Here is an 18,799-nt window from a genome sequence, read left to right on the forward strand (position 1 = left end):
GCAGGGCCACGCGCCCTGCCGCCGTGCGGTGCGTCCGCCGCCTTGCCTCTCTTCCCCAGGTGCCCTGATGTCCACTGCGATCACCCCGACCGACGCTCCCCCCGGAAGGAGGCGCGGCCGCGAGAAGCTGCTCGACTGGAAGCTGCTGATCGGCATCGCCGCGGTCGCGCTGCTGCTGCTGGCCTCGCTGTTGACCGGGGTGTACGACGTGTTCGGCGCGGAGGACGGCGCCCAGATGTTCGCCATCACCCGCGTGCCGCGCACCATCGCCCTAGTGCTGGCCGGCGCCGCGATGGCCATGTCGGGCCTGATCATGCAGCTGATGACCCAGAACCGCTTCGTGGAGCCCTCCACCACCGGCACCACCGAATGGGCGGGCCTGGGACTGATCCTGGTGATGATCGCGGTGCCGTCCGCCTCGATCCTCACCCGCATGGTGGTCGCGATCATCTTCGCCTTCGTGGGCACCATGGTGTTCTTCATGTTCCTGCGCCGTGTCACCCTGCGCAGCTCCCTGATCGTGCCGATCATCGGGATCATGCTGGGCGCCGTGGTCAGCTCCGTCTCCAGCTTCGTGGCCCTCCAGTTCGACGCCCTGCAGAACCTCGGGGTGTGGTTCGCCGGGTCCTTCACCTCGGTGCTGAGGGGGCAGTACGAGGTGCTGTGGATCGTGCTGGTCGTGGGCATCGCCGTGTTCTTCGTTGCCGACCGGCTCACCGTGGCGGGCCTGGGCGAGGACATCGCCACCAACGTCGGCGTGAACTACCAGCGGGTGGTGCTGCTGGGCACCGGCCTGGTCGCGATCGCCACCGGCGTGGTCACGGTGGTGGTGGGCAACCTGCCCTTCCTGGGGCTGATCGTCCCGAACGTGGTCTCCATGATCCGCGGCGACGACCTGCGCTCGAACCTGCCGTGGGTGTGCCTGCTGGGCATCGCGGTGGTCACCGTGTGCGACCTGATCGGCCGCACCATCATCATGCCGTTCGAGGTGCCGGTGTCCCTGATCCTGGGGATCGTGGGCGCCGCCGTGTTCATCACGATGATCCTGAGGCAGCGTCGCCGTGGCTGAGCGCGACGACACCCGGATCAGCCGCCCCAGCAGCACCCGGGGCGGCAGCGCCGCGACCGATCACGCCGTGCGCCGGCGCCTGGGCTCCCCGCCCGCCGACGGCGCGGCCGACGTCTCCACCGCCCCCACCGACACCGCGATGGACCTGGGCGCCATGGGCGCCCCCACCTCCCGAGAGGGCAACCGCTGGGCAGTGCGCCGACGCGGCGCGGGCCGACGGGGCGCCGCCGGTGGCACGGGGGCGACGGGCCGCACGGGCTCGTCGGTTCGCAGCGACTCGTCGGGACGCACAGAGGCCAAGCCCGCCACCCGCCCGGGCCGCAGCAGCTCCGGCGCCTTCCCCGACGCCTCGGCCCATCGCCGCTACTGGTACGTGATGGGCGGCCTGGTGGTGCTGGCCCTCGCCTTCGGCTTCGGCCTGCTGGCCATCGGCAACCCCATGCCGCCGGGCTCGCGCGGCTTCTGGCTGATCGCCGAGCTGCGCGCCACCTCCATCCTGGTGATGGTGATCGCCGCGTTCTGCCAGGCCACCGCCACCATCGCCTTCCAGACCGTCACCAACAACCGCATCCTCACCCCGTCGATCATGGGCTTCGAGTCCCTGTACACGGTGATCCAGACCGGCTCCATCTACTTCCTCGGCGTGGCCGGGGTGATCGCCCTGCAGGGCACCGGGCAGTTCCTGGCGCAGGTGGCGATCATGGTGGTGCTCTCGGTGCTGCTGTACGGCTGGCTGCTGCGCGGCCGGTACGCGAACATGCAGGTGATGCTGCTGATCGGCATCATCATCGGCGGCGGGCTGGGCTCCGTCTCCTCCTTCATGCAGCGCCTGCTCACCCCCAGCGAGTTCGACGTGCTCACCGCCAGACTGTTCGGCTCGGTCACCAACGCCGAGGTGGAGTACCTGCCCTACGCGATCCCGCTGTGCCTGGTGGCCGGGGTGCTGATCTGGCTGAACGCCCGCACCCTGAACGTGATCGCCCTGGGCCGGGACGTGTGCATCAACATCGGCGTGGACCACGGCCGCCAGACCATCTACACCCTGGTGCTGGTCTCGGTGCTGATGGCCGTCTCCACGGCCCTGATCGGCCCCATGACCTTCTTCGGCTTCCTGGTCGCCACCCTCACGTACCAGCTGGCCGGCACCCACGACCACCGCCGTCTGCTGCCCGTGGGCGTGCTGGTGGGCTTCGTGGTGCTGGCAGGCGCCTACTTCGTGATGAACCACGTGTTCTACGCGCAGGGCGTCGTCTCCATCATCATCGAGCTCGTCGGCGGGACCGTGTTCCTGATCGTCATCATGCGGAAGGGTCGCCTGTGATCACCATCGACACCGTGAGCAAACGGTACGTCTCCAGCTCCGGCACCGTGGAGATCGGGCCGGTCTCCGTGCAGATCCCGCCCGGCGGGGTGACCGCCCTGGTGGGCCCCAACGGCGCCGGCAAGTCCACCCTGCTCACCATGGTGGGGCGCCTGCTCGGCATCGACGAGGGCGCCATCGAGGTGGCCGGGTACGACGTCTCCTCCACCGCCTCCAAGGACCTCGCCAAGGTGCTCTCGGTGCTGCGGCAGGAGAACCACTTCATCACCCGCCTCACCGTGCGGCAGCTGGTGGGCTTCGGCCGCTTCCCCTACTCCAAGGGGCGCCTGACCGCTCTGGACGAGCAGAAGATCAGCGAGGCCATCGACTTCCTGAACCTCGACGAGCTGGAGGACCGCTACCTCGACCAGCTCTCCGGCGGGCAACGCCAGCGGGCCTATGTGGCGATGGTGCTGGCCCAGGACACCGAGTACGTGCTGCTGGACGAGCCGCTGAACAACCTGGACATGCAGCACAGCGTGCAGATGATGGGCCGCCTGCGCGACGCCGCCCGGGAGCTGGGCCGCACCATCGTGGTGGTGCTGCACGACATCAACTTCGCCGCCCACTACGCCGATCACATCATCGCCATGAAGGACGGCGCCGTGGTGGAGCACGGGCCCGTGGAGACGATCATGGACGGCGCTGTACTGTCCCGCGTGTTCAACACCCCCGTGCAGGTGGTGGAGGGCCCCAACGGACCGCTGGCCGTGTACTACTGACGTACAGCTGAGCGCGGCGCGCTGCTGACGTACTGCTGCCCTGAAACACCTCTGCACCGCGGCCCTGAACGCCGCTGCACCACTGTCCTGAAGCCCAGCCGCACTACCAACCTGAGGTCTCGCGAAACCGCTGACCTGGGATCCAGTGCCCGGAACCGTTGACCGGGTACTGACTGCGACATCGTGAACAGTTCCCATGGGGTTCAACTGTTCACGATGTCGCAGTCGCCGTCACTGACCAGCCGGCGAGCTGGCGAGACGGTTGATTGTTCGGCCCGCCCGCGGGGGCGTAGCGACCGGCCTCAGTGCTCCGGACCGGGACCAGCTGGGATGGGACGGCCGGCGTCAGTGCCCCGAATCGGCCGGGTCCCGGCCCGCGCGGCCATCGACCCGGTCCAGAGCGTCGATCCGCTCCAATTCCTCGTCCGTCAGGCGCAGTTCCACCGCCGCCAGGTTCTCCACGATCCGTGAGGGTGTGACCGACTTCGGGATCGCCACGATGTCGCGGCCCAGGTGCCAGGCCAGCACCACCTGGGCGGGGGTGGCGTCGTGCTCCTTCGCGATCGCGGTGATCACCGGGTTCTCCAGCAGGTCGCTCCTGCCCTGGCCCAGCGGACCCCATGCTTGGGTGAGGATGCCGTTGCTTTGGTGGAAGGCGCGCAGCTCCCGCTGCTGGAAGTAGGGGTGCAGCTCCAACTGGTGGATCATCGGCACCACCCCGGTGGCGCCGATGATCTCCTCCAGCTGGGCCAGCGGGAAGTTCGAGACCCCGATCGAGCGCACCAGCCCCCGCTGCTGCAGCTCGATCAGCGCCCGCCAGGCCTCCAGGTACAGGCCCTGCTGGGGGAGTGCCCAGTGGATCAGGTACAGGTCCAGGTGCTGCAGCCCCAGCTTCTGGTGAGGGTGGGGCTGGCGGGCATGGTCTCCTCCGGATCATCGAGCGGTGCCGCCCACCCTACGATGGGCCCATGACGCGACACGGCGCTGCGGCAGGGGCCGCAGCAGCAGAGGCGGGGCGATGACCCCGGCCCGCGCGCCGCGCCTGGTACCGCTGGAGCGTCCGGTCCCTGCTGAGCAGCCGCAGTACGACCACCAGCGCGGGCACGCGCCGGTGCGCGGCGGCTTCGAGCTGTACGGGCTGCTGGACACCCTGTTCATCGTGGCCGGCCTGGTGCTGTCGGTGTGGCTGGCCGGTCTGTACCTGCTGGAGGGCTTCTCGCTCACCCCGGTGCGGATGCTGTACCTGGTGGGCTTCTGGCTGCTGCTGACCTACATCGCCCTGCCGCGCCTGCACCAGGTGATGACCTGGATCTACCTGCCGGACTACTTCATCGGCCGCACCCGCACCGTGGAGGGCGTGCTGTCGGACCCGATCAACCTGGCCTTCGACGGCGATGAGACGGACCTGCACGTGGCGATGCGCCGCGCCGGCTGGGTGCTGGCCGAGGAGCGCACCGTGGGCTCCGCCTGGGACATGGTACGGGCCACCCTGCTGCGCCGCTCGTACCCGGAGGCCCCCGTCTCGGACCTGTTCCTGATGGGGCGCCGTCACGACTTCACCTACCAGCAGGAGGTGGGCGGCACCACCGCCAAGCGCCACCACGTGCGCTTCTGGAAGATGCCGCGGCGGTTCTCCCTGCCCGGCGGCTACAAGGCCGACTGGCTGGCCGCCGGCACCTACGACCGCGCCGTGGGCTTCTCGTTCTTCACCCTCCAGTTCACCCACCGCATCGACGAGAACATCGACGTGGAGCGCGACTACGTGATCGACACCGTGCGCTACGCCGACCCGGCCGTGGAGGTGGAGGTGATCCGCGAGTTCAGCACCTCGTACCACCACCGCAACGGGCAGGGCGACCGGATCCGCACCGACGGCGACCTGCCGATCATCGACGTGGCCGGCGCCGCCGAACGCTCCGACGGCGCTACCGCGATGATGCTCGAGCGGCACCGCCCCACCGGCAGCAGCGTGTGGCGGGCCCGCGCCCTCTCCACCGCCCAGAGGGCACTCTCCCTCGGTGCCGGCACGCGGGACGCGGTCGATGCCCGCGATGCGCACGACGGCGCACGTAATGGGCACAGCGGCACAGGCAATGGGAACGACAGCGCAGGCGATGGGCACAGCGGCGCAGGCGATGGACGCGGCGGGGCCGACGCCCGAGGCGGGCACGAGAAGCAGTCGGCTCCGCGCCCGGACCTGTCCGGGGTCTGGCACGAGACGGTCGACGACCTCCACGACACCATCGCGAGCGCGGCGGACCACCACCTGCCCCCGCCCACCGTCGGGTTCACTGCGGCACTGGTGCTGCTGCAGGCCGTGCTGGTGGGTGCGCAATGGGTGGCCCAGGCCTTCGGCGTGGACCTGGTGGAGATGTTCGCCGACGCCGCCCTGGTGTTCCCCGAACCGGAGGACCTGGTGTGGCGGACGGTGTTCGTGGTGCTGCTGGCCCTGCTGGTCATCGGGGTGTTCCGTCGCAGCCGCTGGGCCCGCATCGGCCTGATGGCCCTGTTCACCGCCGACGCCGTGCTGCGCCTGCTGTTGGCCTCCACGGCCGGGGCCGACGCCACCCACGCCCTGCTGGTGGGGGCCGGCGCCTCCGCACTCGGTGTCATGGCGATCACCTCCGATGCCGCACGGCTGTGGGTGCAGACCCCGCGCCTGCCCTCCCGCTCCGGCAGACGCGCCTCCGCGAAGTCCTGATCTGCGGACGGGGCCCGCGGGCCGCCCTGGGCGATCGCGACCCGCAGCGAGTCGTCGAGTTTGTGGGGTATTCAGCGCAATAGCCCTCGCTATCCGCGGCTCGGTGCCGCGGGGCATTGCCAGACCATGACCTGAGGTTCACGCGCCTGTCACGGATGTGAGGGGACAGCGTCACCTTCGAGGAGGACCGTCGGCCGCGCCCGACATCCGGGCCGCGCCCGACATCCGGGCCGCGCCCGGCAGTCGGGTCAGTACCCGACATCGGGGCTGCGCCCGACAGCAGGGCCGCGCGCTCGGCAGTCGGGTTCGTGTCCCGCAGCACGGCCGTAGCGGCCCTGCAACTCTCTCCCCGAAGGATCTCCCCATGCCCCGTCTGAACCTCCCCCTGCTCATGGATGGCCACACCCGTGGCAAGCGCTCGGCCGTCACCTGCGCCCTCAAGTGCGGCAACCAGTGCGTCGGCAGCGACTGCAACACCTCCAGCAACGGCTACTTCCGGGACATCGCCGCCGGGGCGCTGTCCCGTCGCGCGCTGATCGGCGGAGGCACCGGGGCGATCGCCATCGCGCTGGCGGGCACGCAGGGGGCCATGGCCCACGGCCCCGTCGGCGCGAAGCCCGGGAAGGGCAAGGGCAACGGGAACGGGAAGGGCAACGGGAACGGCAAGGACAAGGCTGGCAAGCCCGGCTCGGCCCCGAACGGATCCGAGCTGAGTATTCGTAGTCGTGGGAGCCACCGAATCTTGCTCTTGGGGACCGCCGATCGTGCCGACGGGGGCCAGTAGCCGCCGCGGTGGGGACCACTGGCTCCCGCCGGCATCGGGTCACTGGGGCAGTGCGGTGTGTTCTCGCATGTTCCTGTCGCCGGTGTCGATCCAGATTGTGTTGTGCACGATGCGGTCCATGATCGCATCGGCGTGGACTGCTCCACCGAGCCGGGCGTGCCAGTCCTTCTTCGGGTACTGGGTGCAGAACACGGTCGAGCCGGTGTCATAGCGGCGCTCGAGCAGTTCCAGCAGCATCGAACGCATTCCCTCGTCAGGATGGTCCAGCAGCCACTCGTCGATCACCAGCAGCGAGAACGTGGAGTACTTCCGCAGGAACTTCGTCTGGCCCTGCGGCTTGTCCTTTGCCAGGGCCCAGGCCTCTTCGAGGTCGGGCATTCGGATGTAGTGGGCTCGGAGCCGGTGCTGGCAGGCCTGCTTCGCCAGCGCGCAGCCGAGGTAGGACTTCCCTGAGCCGGTGAAGCCCTGGAAGACCACGTTCTGTTGCCGCTGGATGAAGGAGCAGGTTGCCAGTTGCGCGATCACGTTCCGGTTCAGTCCCCGTTCCTCGACCAGATCCAGCCGCCGCAGGTCCGCTCCGGGATAACGCAGCCCCGCCCGGCGGATCAGACCCTCGACCTTTCCATGATTGAAGATGGAATGCGCCTCGTCCACGATCAGCTGGAGCCGTTCCTGGAACGACATCCCCAGCACGTGAGCCTCATCCTGGGCATCGATCGCGTCCAGCAGCGCGGTCGCGCCCATCTCGCGCAGCTTCCGCTTCGTGTCGTTATCGATCACGCTCACCGGACACCTCCGGCGTAGTAGTCGGCGCCACGGACGTATCCGCCGTCTTCCGCGGGTTCCTCGCGGGGTGGACGCAGGGCGGCGACCTTGTCCTGCCCGGTGGCCAAGATCGGGTGCAGATGCGCATAGCGCGGTGAACGGACCCGTCCCGTCAGCGCGAGTGCGCAGGCCGCCTCGACCCGATCTACGGAGAAGCGGCGAGAGAGCCGTAGCACCGCCAACGCGGGATCCAGGCCCTGTTCCACGATCGGCACGGACTCGAAGATCCGCTGGATCACGATCACCGTGGCCGGCCCGACCCGATCTGCCCACGCCCGCACCCTCTGCGCGTCCCAGGCCTGGAAACGCTCGCCCGCAGGTAGGTCCGCGTCGTTGGTGCGGTACTCATTGCTCGCGGTCTCCGGGAGCAGCAGGTGACTGGTCAGTCGCTGGCTGCCCTGATAGATCTCCAGCGTCCGGGCCGTGATGCGCAGATCGACCTTCGCGCCGATGTGCGCGAACGGCGCGGAGTAGAAGTTCCGCGCGAACGTGACGTGCCCGTTCCTGCCCACTCGTCGTCCGTAGTGCCATGTCGAGATCTCGTAGGGCACCGCCGGCAGCGGCGTCAGCAGCGGCCGCTCCTCCGCGTCGAACACGCTGGCGCGGGATCCGGGCCGCTTCTGGAACGGCTCCGCGTTATAGGCCTCCATCCGCTGCCCGATGGCGGCTGCAAGTTCGGGCAGGGACGTGAATCGCTGATCCCGCAGCCCGGCGATGACCCAGGTCGCGACGTGCGCGACGGTGTTCTCCACGCTCGCCTTGTCTTTCGGTTTCCGCACCCTCCCCGGGAGCACCGCCGCCGAGTAATGCGCTGCCATCTCGCGATACGCATCGTTCAGGACGATCTCGCCCTCGCGGGGGTGCTTCACCACACCGGTCTTGAGGTTGTCCGGAACGATCCTCGGGACCGTCCCGCCCAGCGCCTCGAACATCGCTACGTGCGCTCGCAGCCAGGACTCCTGGCGCATATCCAGCGCCGGGAAGCAGAACGCGTAACGAGAAAAAGGCAGGCAGGCAACGAACAAGAACACCTTCGAGACCTCGCCGGTGACCGGATCGGCCAGCTCCATCGTGGGGCCGGACCAGTCGACCTCCACGCTCTGGCCGGCCTTGTGACCGACTCTCGAAGCGGCACCGGTGACCATGACGTGGTGCTGGTAGGTGCGGCAAAACCGGTCATACCCCATCGCCGGATCCCCAGCCGCCGTGGTCGCGTCGAAGTACTCGCCGTGCAACAGCTTCAGCGTCACGCCGACCCTGGCCATCTCTCGATGGACCTGTTCCCAGTCCGGCTGTGCGAACACGCTCTCGTGCTCGCCCCGGCCCGGGAACAACCGGGCATACACCTGCTCATCGGCGACGTCCGCGATATCGCCCCACCCGATCCCTGCAGCGTCAGCGGCCTCGAACACCGCCCTCACGGACTTGCGGGACATGCCCTGCGAGGACGAAATCGCTCGCCCCGACAGACCTTCTGCGCGCAGCTGGAGCACCAGCTTCGCCCTGATCTTCCGTACCATTCCAGATTGCTCCTTCCGCCGCGTGCCCTATACACACGGCGGAAGGAGCGTAGACAGAGCGGCCCCAACGACACCACTGGTGGTCCCGAACGACGCCACCGCTACGGCAGCGACGTGGCACCCGAACCCTCGATCAGCGGACCCCAGCGAGGCGAATATTCACCGAGCTGGTGTTCGCCCCCATCGCCCCCGTGGATGCCGCGGTGGACGAGTTCACCGTCCCCGAGGGCTTCACCTGGCACCCGGTGATCCGCTGGGGCGACCCGATCTTCGAGGACGCCCCCGAGTTCGACTGGCACGCCCAGAGCGCCGAGGCGCAGAACCTGCAGTTCGGCTACAACAACGACTACACCGAGATCCAGGAGATCCCCGGTTCCGGTGGCCGTCGGGCGGTCATGTTCGTCAACCACGAGTACACCAACGAGAACATCATGGTGCCGCCCACGATGGATGCCGCCGAGGTGGTCGAGGTGGGCATGGCCGCCCACGGCCTGACCGTGGTGGAGCTGGAGCGCAAGAACCACAACGTCCCCTACGAGTACGTGCGCGGAGCCGAGCTGAACCGCCGCATCCTGCTGTCGGACACCTTCGAGCTGACCGGCGCTGCCGCCGGGTCCGACCTGGTCACCACCGTGGAGGACCCGGAGGGCCGCTACGTGCTGGGCACGCTGGGCAACTGCGCCGGTGGCCTCACCCCCTGGGGCACCGTGCTCTCCGGCGAGGAGAACTTCCACTCCTACTTCCGCGCCCCCGGCACCTCAGCCCAGGAGAAGCGCTACGGCCTGGCCGACAAGCCCACTGCTCGCGGCTGGGAGAACGCCCACGACCGGTACGACACCCGCAATGCCGGCTACGAGAACGAGGCCAACCGCTTCGGGTACATCGTCGAGGTGGACCCCTGGGACCCCACCTCCACCCCCAAGAAGCACACCGCGCTGGGCCGCTTCAAGCACGAGGGCGCCAACGTGATCATCGCCGAGGACGGCCGCGTGGTCGCCTACTCCGGTGACGACGAGCGCTTCGACTACCTGTACAAGTTCGTCTCGGCCAAGAAGTACGTCGAGGGCGACCGTGCCCACAATATGACGCTGCTGGAGGAGGGCGACCTGTACGTGGCCCGCTTCGAGGGCAACTCCCCGTCCGCAGAGATCGACGGCTCCGCAGCACTCCCGGCCGACGGCGCCTTCGACGGCACCGGTCAGTGGCTGCCGCTGGTGCTGGACGGCGCCTCCCAGGTGCCCGGCTTCAGCGTCGAGGAGGTGCTGGTCCACACCCGCCTCGCGGCCGACGCCGTGGGCCCCACCAAGATGGACCGCTGCGAGGACGTGGAGCCCTCCCTGCACAGCCGGCGCGTGTACGTGGCTTGCACCAACAACTCCAACCGCGGTGTCGGCTCGAACGCGGGGCCCGACGAGGTGAACCCCCGCACCCAGAACCGCGACGGCCACGTGATCGAGATGGACGAGCTGGGCGACCAGACCACCACCTCCTTCGCCTGGAACCTGCTGCTGGTGTGCGGCGACCCCGCCACCGACGAGAACACCTACTTCGCGGGCTTCCCGGAGGACCAGGTCTCGCCGATCTCCTGCCCGGACAACCTGGCCTTCGACTCCGTGGGCAACCTGTGGATCTCCACCGACGGCCAGCCCTCCGGCATCGGCTTCAACGACGGCCTGTTCCGCGTCACCCCCGACGGGGACGCACGTGGGAACGTCGAGCAGTTCCTGTCGGTGCCGCGCGACGGCGAGACCTGCGGCCCGATCATCCGCGACCAGGACCGCACCGCGTTCGTGGCCGTGCAGCACCCCGGCGAGGACGGCTCCTGGGGGGCGCACACCTCGTACTTCCCCGACTACGACGGCACCGGCCCGAAGCCGTCGGTGATCCAGGTGCTGCCCGCGAAGCCCGGCAAGGGCAAGGGGCGCGGCAACGGGAACGGGAATGGTCGCGGCAACGGCAACGGCAACGGCAAGGGGAACGGTCGGGGCTGACCTGGCCTCCGTCGCCCCCCGCTGACCCGCCCCCGTCCCCGCTGACCCACCCCCGTCCCCGCTGACCCGCCCCGCGCCGTCATGAGTGGAGCAGTTCGGTCGTTTCCCGGAGCTGGATACGACCGAACTGCTCCACTCGCGCGACGGGGGGCGCTGAGGTGAACCCACGACGCGAGGTCCTGTCGCGACCCTGCGCTGCCCGGATCCTGAGGGGGCGTGTCCCCCGGGATCCCGCCGCGAGACCGTCCCGGGGGCGTGCGCCAGGCAGTGATCCTCACCACCCCCGCGTCGCCCACCCCGTGGCTCGACAAGGCGCCCGCACCGTCCCCGCGCCGCCCCCGAGGCTTATTTCTCTCGCGCGCGCACGCGAGACAGGCCCTGACCGTCGGTGCCCTTCATCACTGGGAGAAGTCTTGGGGCAGGTTGTGACCTGTCGATAAGATCCTGGCCATGCCCCGCCACGATGCCACCTCCTGCCCTGTTCGGGGGTGGTGATGGTGTCCGTGCTGTGGACGGTGCTGATCCTGGGCGCCACGGTGGCGCTCACCCCGGTGCTCGACAAGCTGATGGGCCGCGCCGCCTGCTACGTGCTGGCCGCCCTCTACCTCGTCGCCGCCGGCGCGCTGATCCCCGCCTCCGCCGCCGTGCTGGCCGGCACCGATGATCCGACCACCGCCTTCTCCGTGCCCTGGGCACCCGCATGGGGGGTCGACTTCGCGCTGCAGGCCGACGGCGTGGGCATCGTGTTCTCGATGATCGCGCTGGTGATCGGCGCGGTGGTGCTCGTGTACTCGGCCCGCTACCTCGACCCCGGCAGGCAGCTCAGCTTCTCGCTGGTGATGGCCCTGTTCACCCTGTCGATGGTCACCCTGGTGCTGGCCGATGACCTGGTGCTGCTGTTCATCACCTGGGAGCTCACCTCCATCGCGTCGTTCCTGCTGATCGCCCGCAGCGGGGGAGCAGGCCAGGCCGCCTCCATGCGCACCCTGCTGATCACCTTCCTGGGCGGGCTCTCGCTGCTGACCGCGGTGTCGCTGATGGTGTGGCGCCTGGGCACCACGTCGGTCTCCGAGGTGCTCGCCTCGGACGTGTGGGCGCCCGGAGACGGCTTCACCACCCTGATCGCCCTGCTGGTCGCCTTCGCGGCCTGCACCAAGTCCGCCCAGTTCCCCTTCCACGTGTGGCTGCCCGACGCGATGGCCGCCGCTACCCCCGTCTCCGCCTACCTGCACGCCGCTGCGGTGGTGAAGGCGGGCATCTTCCTGCTGCTGCGCTTCAGTCCCGCCTTCCACGACGTGGTGGCCTGGAACGTGGTCCTCATCGTCGCGGGCCTGATCACCGCCTTCGTGGGCGGCATCCTCGCCCTCCAGCAGCCGGACCTGAAGAAGCTGATGGCCTACTCGACCGTCAGCCAGCTGGGCCTGATCGTCACCGTGATCGGGGTGGGTACGGAACTGGCGATCCTCGCCGCCATCGTGCACACCATCGCCCACGCCCTGTTCAAGTCGGGCCTGTTCATGATGGTCGGCGTCATCGACCACTCCGTGCACACCCGTGAACTGCGCCGCATGCCGGCGATGTGGCGCGCACTGCCGGCCACCTTCGTGGTCACCGTGCTGGGTTGCATGTCCATGGCCGGACTGCCGCCGATGCTGGGCTTCGTCTCCAAGGAGTCCCTGCTCACCGGCGCGCTCGATGCCCCCGGCGCCGCCTGGATCGGCTGGGTGGTGGCCTTCGGCATCGCCGGTGCCAGCGTGATCACCTTCGCCTACTGCGCCAAGATCGTGCTGGGAGCCTTCGTGGACGGCCGCGACCCCGCGCTGGACCCCGCCGATGACGCCAGGACCGACGAGACCGGGGCCGTGGTCCGTGCGACCGACGCGCACCGCCCCGAGCCGCTGCTGCTGTGGCCCGCCGCCCTGCCGATCCTGGTGGGCCTGCCCCTCGCGCTGGTGGTCGGGGTGCTGGACACCCCCGTCGGCCGGGCCGTGGAATCCGCCCTGGGCATCGAGGGCGCAGACCCCCACCTGGCCTTCTGGCACGGCCTGACCCCGGAACTGGCCCTCACCGCGGGCGTGATCGTGTTGGGCACCCTGATCGCACTGGGCCGCCGCCGCATCCTCCCCGCCCTCGAGGCGCGACCCTTCCCGTACGACGGCGCCCGGGTGCTGGGCGCGGTGGATCGCGCCGTGGAGAAGCTGGCAGCCGTGCTGGTGCGGCCCATCGCCTCCGACGACCCGATGCGCCACCTTGCCGCGATCGTGATCGCCTTCGCTGCGGTGCTGCTGGGCTCCCTGGCCGTGGTGCTCGACGACCTCGCCCCCCTGCAGCCGAACCTGAACCGCCCGATCGACGCGGTGCTGCTGGTGCTGATCACCGCCGCCGTGCTCGTGGTGTGCACGCGACGGGACCGGATCGGTGCGGCCGTGTCGCTGTCGGCCGTGGGCATCCTCGCCACCGTGCAGATCCTCTCGCTGGGCGCCCCCGACGTGACGCTGACCCAGCTGCTGGTCGAGTCGCTCACCATCATCGTGATCATGCTGGTGCTGCAGCGCCTGCCGCGCACCTTCGTGGCCCCGGGCCGCTCCGGCCGTCGTGGCGCCCTGGTGCCCGCCGTGCTGGTGGGCCTGGCTGCCGGCGCAGGCACGTTCATGTTCATGGGCCGCCGGGGTCGCAGCGAGATCGCCGAGTACTACATCGCCAACGCCGAGGAGATCACCGGCGGGCACAACATCGTCAACGTGATCCTGGTGGAGTTCCGTGCACTGGACACCCTGGGCGAGCTGTCCGTGCTGGGCATGGCGGGGGTGGCCATCGTCGCGGTGCTCTCCAGCGTGCGCGACAGGTTCATCGATCCCGGCACCGTCGAGCCGCCCGCGCCCGACGCCGATGCGGTGGAGCGCGCCGAGCACGACCGCGAGCCCGCGCTGCGTGAGGCGGGCACCGCCGCGCACCGCGCCATCACCTCCGCCTGGAGCAACTCCGCCGCCCTGCAGCTGATGGTGAGGGTGGTGGCGCCGATCCTCGCGGTCATCTCCGCCCTGCTGTTCTGGCGCGGCCACAACGCCCCCGGTGGCGGCTTCATCGCCGCGCTGGTGGGCTCGGCGATCGTGGCGCTGCTGTACCTGTCCACCTCCTCGGACCGTCAGATCGGGCCGCCCCGCGTACCGCTGCACCTGATCGGCGGCGGCATCGTGGTGGCCCTGGGTGCCGGGTTCCTCGGGTATCTCAAGGGCGGGTTCCTGGAGCCGCTGCACGGATACCTGTTCGGCGTGCACCTGACCACCTCGATGATCTTCGACGTGGGCGTGTACCTCGCAGTGCTGGGCCTGGTCATGATCGCGGTCAACCTGCTGGGCGTCAGCGGGTCCTCGTCCACCACCCCCTCGGGCGTGGACAGCGGCACCCGCGCCGAGGACGCCGTGGAGGGCACCCGTGAGCGTGTCGACGAGGCCGTCGAGGGCGAGCTGCCCGGGCCTCTGGAGACCACCCGTGGCGAGGAGCTGCCGGATCGTCGCCGGGTCGGTGTGCGCACCTCCCACCTCACCTCCGGCATCAGGCCGAAGGAGGTCGGACGACGATGATCATCTCCCTGACCGTGGCCGTGCTGGTGACCGGCGGTGTGTACCTGCTGCTGCAGCGCAGCATGGTGCGCGTGGTGTTCGGCATGACGCTGCTGAGCCATGCCGCCAACTTCATCCTGCTCTCCGCCGGGGTGCCCGGCTGGCGCGCCGAGCCGCTCACCGACGTGTCCGGCCGCCCCGAGATGGCCGACCCGCTGCCGCAGGCCTTCGTGCTCACGGCCATCGTGATCACCATGGCGGTCACCATCTTCATGCTGACCCTGGCCGTGCTGGGCCGTGACGACGACATGGCCGAGCACCCTGAGACGGGGGAGACGCGAGACTCATGATCCCTGCTGTGCTGTCGCTCCCTCCCTGCTGCCCATGTTCGTGGTCATCCCCCTGCTGGGGGCCGGCCTGCTGGTGCTGGCGCGGCAGCGCGCCGTCGAGGTGGCCCTGCTGATCGCGGTGCCGATCGTGATGCTGCTGGGCTCGATCTGGCTGCTGCTGTACCACCGCACCGAGCCGCCGCTGTCCCACGCGGTGGGCGGCTACGTGGACATGCTGGCGATCCCCTTCGTCTCGGACTCGCTCAGCGCACTGATGCTGCTGGTGACCTCCATCTCCACCCTGGCCGCCAGCGTGTTCCTGGTGCTGTCGGGGGAGTCCCGCTACCGCTTCGTGCCACCCCTGGTGCTGCTGCTGACCGCCGGCGTCAACGGTGCCCTGCTCACCGGCGACCTGTTCAACCTGTTCGTGTGGGTCGAGGTCATGCTGATGCCCTCCTACGCCCTGATCGCCGTGACCGGCACCTGGCGCAGGCTCGGCATCGGCCGCATGTTCGTGCTGGTCAACCTGCTCACCTCCACCGTCCTGGTGATCGGCGTGGGCTTCGTGTACGGCACCGCGGGGACCGTGAACATCGCGGCCCTGGAGGGCGCCGGCAGCGAGGACCCCGTGACTGCCGCAGCACTCGCGGTGGTGCTGCTGGCGCTGGCCGTCAAGGGCGGCATGGTGCCGGTGCACTCCTGGCTGCCGCGCGCCTACCCCGCCACCTCGGCCGGCATCATGGCGCTGTTCTCCGCGCTGCACACCAAGGTCGCCCTGTACGCGATGTTCCGCATCACCGCGGTCACCTTCTCGGACGGCCTGCCGTTCCTGTCGGTGCTGGTGGTTCTGGTGATCGCCACCATCCTGGTGGGAGCCTTCTCCACGGCGGGCTCGAACCGCATCCGCACCGCCCTCGCCCACCAGATGGTCGCCGGCGTCGGCCACATCCTGCTGGGCCTGGTGCTGCTGACCGAGATCTCCGTGGCCGCCGGCATCCTGTACCTGGTCCACCACGTGATCACCATGTCGGGCCTGCTGCTGACCACGGGCGCGATCGAGCACACCTACGGCTCCGGCCGCCTGGACCACATCTCGGGCCTGGCCCGGCGCGACCCCTGGGTGATGGCGGTGATGGCCGTGGGCCTGTTCAGCCTGGTGGGCCTGCCGCCCACGTCCGGCCTGTGGGGCAAGGTGGGCCTGATGCGGGCCTCCGCCGAGCAGGCCACCGCCGGTGACACCGTGCTGGGATGGGCGGCACTGATCGCGATCGTGCTGGCCTCCGTCGGCTCCCTGCTGGGCCTGCAGCGGATGTGGCGCGGCATCGCCTGGGGCGAGGACATGACCGTGTATCGTCCCGACGATCCCGCCCGCGGCCGCGGCAACCCTGTCGAGCTGCCCGCGGACCACCGCATCCCGCTGCGGATGCTGCTGCCCGGTGCCGCGATGATCGCGCTGTCCCTGGCCATCTTCGTGGGCATCGGCGCACTGATGTCCGCGGTGGACGCCGGCGCCCACGACCTGATGGACGCCCGCACCTATGTGGAGGCGGTGATGGGCGGATGATGCGCTTGTGGTACGGCCTGACCTACGTGCTGTGGATGGGGGTGGAGATCGTCAAGGGCTCCATCGACGTCGCCAAGGGCGCCTACAGCCGCGGCACGAAGTCCTCCCCGGCGATCGTGGAGTTCCCGCTGCGGTGCACCACCGACGCCGAGATCATCGCGATGGCCTCCTCGATCACCATCACCCCCGGCACACTGGTGGTGGGCACCGCCCACGGCACCGAGGTGGAGCACCCCAGCCTCTTCGTGCACGCCCTGTTCGCCGAGTCGCGTGAGCAGGTGATCGCTGACCTCACCGACATGGAGGACCGCCTGCTGACGGTGATGCGCGGCAAACACGGCGCCGGTGCGGACCCGCAGCGCGGCAGCGGCGGCTTCACCGACCCCGACTACGTCGACGGGCAGGCCGCCCAGAAGATCGACGACGGTGCCGCCCGGTCGGCCGCTCCGGCCGCGCCGGTGTCCCAGCACGCCACGTCCGGTGATCCCGCCCCCGGTGATCCCGCCGCACCGCGCGGGGTGGGCGACGTCGAGCCCGGCCGTGAGGAGCCGAACCGCAGCGATGCAGCTCGCAGCGACTCGGGCCGAGAAGAGGAGGGGGAGCGATGACCGTCATCCTGTGGCTGACCATTGCCATCCTGGGCGCCGCGATCCTGGTGGGCCTGTTCCGCGTCGCCACCGCCCCCGATGCCGCGAGCCGCGCCGTGGTCGGTGACCTGGTGTTCTTCTCCGCCATCGGCATCATCGCCGTGATCGGTCTGGTCAACGAGTCGGCGGCGTCGGTCGATGCCACCCTGATCGCCTCGGTGCTGGGGATCCTCGCCACCGTGGCCCTGGCCCGCATCCTCACCAGGGGGCGCCGATGAACCCCGTGCTCGACGTGCTGCTGACCGTCGTGATCGCCGTGCTGATGCTGGGCGGTGCCTTCTGGACGCTCACCTCCGCGCTGTCCATGTTCCATGCTCGCGACTCCCTGAGCCGGGTCAACGTGCTCTCGCCCGCCACCGGGCTGGGGCTGCCGATGATCGTGCTGGGCACCTTCCTGCAGCACACCCGGGTGGACGGTTTCGACGTGGCGACGCTGGTCAAGACGCTGTTCACGGTGGTCGCCCTGATCATCGTGTCCTCGATCGCCTCGAACGTGCTGGCCCGCGCCGCGTATCTCTCGGGCGCGCCGGTGGATCCGCGCACCGCCCCGCAGGACCTGGCCCGCGCGCCCGGCGAGGGCGACCAGGTGCCGCACAGCGAGGATCGCTGAGGCTGAACCCGGCCCAGTCCCGCACGGCTGTTCAGTGCGCGCGTGATCCGCGAGCGGCCAGGGCCAGCACCGCTACCGGCGCCAGCAGCAGCATCGCCACCGCGTTCAGCCCGGCGAAGCCCAGCAGTGACAGGATCACGCCCGCGCTGCCCGCACCCACGGCGGCGCCCAGGTAGGTGGCGGAGTCCAGCATCCCCTGAGCCGGCGCCCGCACCTGCTCGGGCACCGCACTGTTCAGCATCGCTGATCCTGCGATCATCACGAAGCTCCACCCCAGGCCCAGCAGGAACAGGCCCACCATCACCGCGGGTACCGAGTCCGCGCCGAGCATCCCGCACAGCAGGGCCGCCAGGATGATCCCGAATCCCGCGGTCGTCGTACGCCCGGTGCCCCAGCGATCCGCGAGCCACCCCACCAGCGGTGAGAACGCGAACATGCCCAGGGTGTGACCACTGATGGTCAGGCCGATCAGCTCCAGGCCGTGCCCGCCGTGCTGCAGATGCACCGGGGTCAGGGTCATCACGGTGACCATCACCGTCTGGTTCACCACCATCGCCACGAACGCCAGCCGCGCCGCCGGCAGGCCCATGATCGTGCGCAGGGTGCCCGTGCGCCGCTTGGCTGGGCTCTGCGTGCCCGAGCGGCTGCTGTCGGTTCGGCTGGAGGCAGTGCGGCGGCTGTCCGGTGCTGTCTCGACGCGTGGGCCGGCAGGGGAGTGCTCGATCGGCCGGTGCTGCTGCGCCGTGAGCAGCGGGTCCGGTCGCAGGCCGATCCCGATCACCAGGGCCGCCCCCGCCAGGCCGGCCGTCCCGATCAAGTAGGCCCCGGCCAGGTCCGGCAGGCCCAGGGCTCGCCCCAGCGCTCCGCCGGGTCCGGCCAGGTTCGGCCCCAGCACGATACCGATGGTGGTCGCCCACACCACCACCGCCAGGGAGCGGGCCTGCAGGTGGGGGCGTTCGATGTCGGCCACAGCGGCCGTACCGCATGGCCAGAGCCACCATCGGCCCGGCCAGCAGTGCCGTGCTGAGGGCGCCGATGGTGCCGGAGATGCCCGAGAGGGACTCGTCGCCGGTGACGCCGAAGGCCATCAGCGAGCCCATCGACACCCCGGCCC

The 18,799-nt window shown here is 69.9% G+C and carries 15 protein-coding genes and 1 pseudogene; 12 read left to right on the top strand and 4 right to left on the bottom strand.

Going from position 1 to position 18,799, the window contains the following annotated elements:
• The first annotated feature begins 67 nt into the window (after positions 1 to 67).
• From JOD52_RS16645 to JOD52_RS16655, 3 genes are read left to right on the top strand one after another with little or no spacing between them, the layout of a single operon-like run.
• Positions 68 to 1,069: an ABC transporter permease gene (locus tag JOD52_RS16645; RefSeq protein ID WP_204411318.1), complete on the top strand. Its 1,002-nt coding sequence runs from the start codon at positions 68 to 70 to the stop codon at positions 1,067 to 1,069.
• Complete coding sequence (locus tag JOD52_RS16650; protein WP_204411320.1) at positions 1,062 to 2,390, top strand: iron chelate uptake ABC transporter family permease subunit; 1,329 nt, start codon at positions 1,062 to 1,064, stop codon at positions 2,388 to 2,390. The genes JOD52_RS16645 and JOD52_RS16650 overlap by 8 nt, the downstream gene beginning before the upstream one ends.
• On the top strand, positions 2,387 to 3,151 hold the full coding sequence (locus JOD52_RS16655; protein ID WP_017823403.1) for an iron ABC transporter ATP-binding protein: 765 nt from the start codon (positions 2,387 to 2,389) through the stop codon (positions 3,149 to 3,151). Before JOD52_RS16650 ends, JOD52_RS16655 begins: the two co-directional genes overlap by 4 nt.
• A gap of 345 nt (positions 3,152 to 3,496) precedes the next feature.
• On the opposite strand, the pseudogene JOD52_RS16660 reads toward JOD52_RS16655, so the two are convergent.
• Positions 3,497 to 4,045: pseudogene (locus tag JOD52_RS16660) on the bottom strand (aldo/keto reductase); the annotation flags it as partial.
• A gap of 124 nt (positions 4,046 to 4,169) precedes the next feature.
• On the opposite strand from JOD52_RS16660, the gene JOD52_RS16665 reads away from it, so the two are divergent.
• Both JOD52_RS16665 and JOD52_RS17900 read left to right on the top strand, forming a co-directional pair.
• Positions 4,170 to 5,852 carry an LssY C-terminal domain-containing protein gene (locus JOD52_RS16665; RefSeq protein WP_204411321.1) on the top strand — a complete coding sequence of 561 codons (1,683 nt, stop codon included), beginning with the start codon at positions 4,170 to 4,172 and terminating at the stop codon, positions 5,850 to 5,852.
• A 364-nt stretch (positions 5,853 to 6,216) separates the two neighbouring features.
• Positions 6,217 to 6,636 carry a hypothetical protein gene (locus JOD52_RS17900; protein WP_204411323.1) on the top strand — a complete coding sequence of 140 codons (420 nt, stop codon included), beginning with the start codon at positions 6,217 to 6,219 and terminating at the stop codon, positions 6,634 to 6,636.
• A gap of 39 nt (positions 6,637 to 6,675) precedes the next feature.
• Here JOD52_RS17900 and JOD52_RS16675 read toward each other — a convergent pair whose 3' ends face one another.
• Both JOD52_RS16675 and istA read right to left on the bottom strand, forming a co-directional pair.
• Positions 6,676 to 7,422 carry an ATP-binding protein gene (locus tag JOD52_RS16675; protein WP_338124028.1) on the bottom strand — a complete coding sequence of 249 codons (747 nt, stop codon included), beginning with the start codon at positions 7,420 to 7,422 and terminating at the stop codon, positions 6,676 to 6,678.
• Entirely contained in the window at positions 7,419 to 8,981 is a 1,563-nt protein-coding gene (gene istA, locus JOD52_RS16680; protein ID WP_204408388.1) for an IS21 family transposase, read from the bottom strand. The genes JOD52_RS16675 and istA overlap by 4 nt, the downstream gene beginning before the upstream one ends.
• Before the next feature lie 170 nt (positions 8,982 to 9,151).
• On the opposite strand from istA, the gene JOD52_RS16685 reads away from it, so the two are divergent.
• The 7 genes from JOD52_RS16685 (at position 9,152) to JOD52_RS16715 (ending at position 17,685) form a co-directional block, all read left to right on the top strand.
• Complete coding sequence (locus JOD52_RS16685) at positions 9,152 to 10,972, top strand: PhoX family protein (RefSeq protein ID WP_338124125.1); 1,821 nt, start codon at positions 9,152 to 9,154, stop codon at positions 10,970 to 10,972.
• A gap of 494 nt (positions 10,973 to 11,466) precedes the next feature.
• Positions 11,467 to 14,556, top strand: a complete 3,090-nt coding sequence (locus JOD52_RS16690; protein ID WP_239551951.1) for a DUF4040 family protein — start codon at positions 11,467 to 11,469, stop codon at positions 14,554 to 14,556.
• The gene (locus tag JOD52_RS16695; protein WP_017823398.1) at positions 14,553 to 14,885 is read left to right on the top strand and encodes a Na+/H+ antiporter subunit C; all 333 of its coding nucleotides are present in this window, start codon (positions 14,553 to 14,555) and stop codon (positions 14,883 to 14,885) included. The genes JOD52_RS16690 and JOD52_RS16695 overlap by 4 nt, the downstream gene beginning before the upstream one ends.
• A gap of 34 nt (positions 14,886 to 14,919) precedes the next feature.
• On the top strand, positions 14,920 to 16,428 hold the full coding sequence (locus JOD52_RS16700; RefSeq protein WP_204411327.1) for a monovalent cation/H+ antiporter subunit D family protein: 1,509 nt from the start codon (positions 14,920 to 14,922) through the stop codon (positions 16,426 to 16,428).
• Positions 16,425 to 17,036 (top strand): Na+/H+ antiporter subunit E, encoded by a 612-nt coding sequence (locus tag JOD52_RS16705; RefSeq protein WP_017823396.1) that lies wholly within the window; start codon positions 16,425 to 16,427, stop codon positions 17,034 to 17,036. Before JOD52_RS16700 ends, JOD52_RS16705 begins: the two co-directional genes overlap by 4 nt.
• Positions 17,033 to 17,293 (top strand): monovalent cation/H+ antiporter complex subunit F, encoded by a 261-nt coding sequence (locus tag JOD52_RS16710; protein ID WP_017823395.1) that lies wholly within the window; start codon positions 17,033 to 17,035, stop codon positions 17,291 to 17,293. Before JOD52_RS16705 ends, JOD52_RS16710 begins: the two co-directional genes overlap by 4 nt.
• Entirely contained in the window at positions 17,290 to 17,685 is a 396-nt protein-coding gene (locus tag JOD52_RS16715) for a cation:proton antiporter (RefSeq protein WP_017823394.1), read from the top strand. Before JOD52_RS16710 ends, JOD52_RS16715 begins: the two co-directional genes overlap by 4 nt.
• A gap of 31 nt (positions 17,686 to 17,716) precedes the next feature.
• Here the strand turns inward: JOD52_RS16715 and JOD52_RS17370 are convergent, their stop codons facing one another.
• The gene (locus tag JOD52_RS17370; RefSeq protein WP_204411329.1) at positions 17,717 to 18,655 is read right to left on the bottom strand and encodes an MFS transporter; all 939 of its coding nucleotides are present in this window, start codon (positions 18,653 to 18,655) and stop codon (positions 17,717 to 17,719) included.
• Positions 18,656 to 18,799 lie beyond the last annotated feature (144 nt).

The sequence above is a fragment of the Brachybacterium muris genome, from assembly GCF_016907455.1.
Classification (GTDB): Bacteria; Actinomycetota; Actinomycetes; order Actinomycetales; family Dermabacteraceae; genus Brachybacterium; species Brachybacterium muris.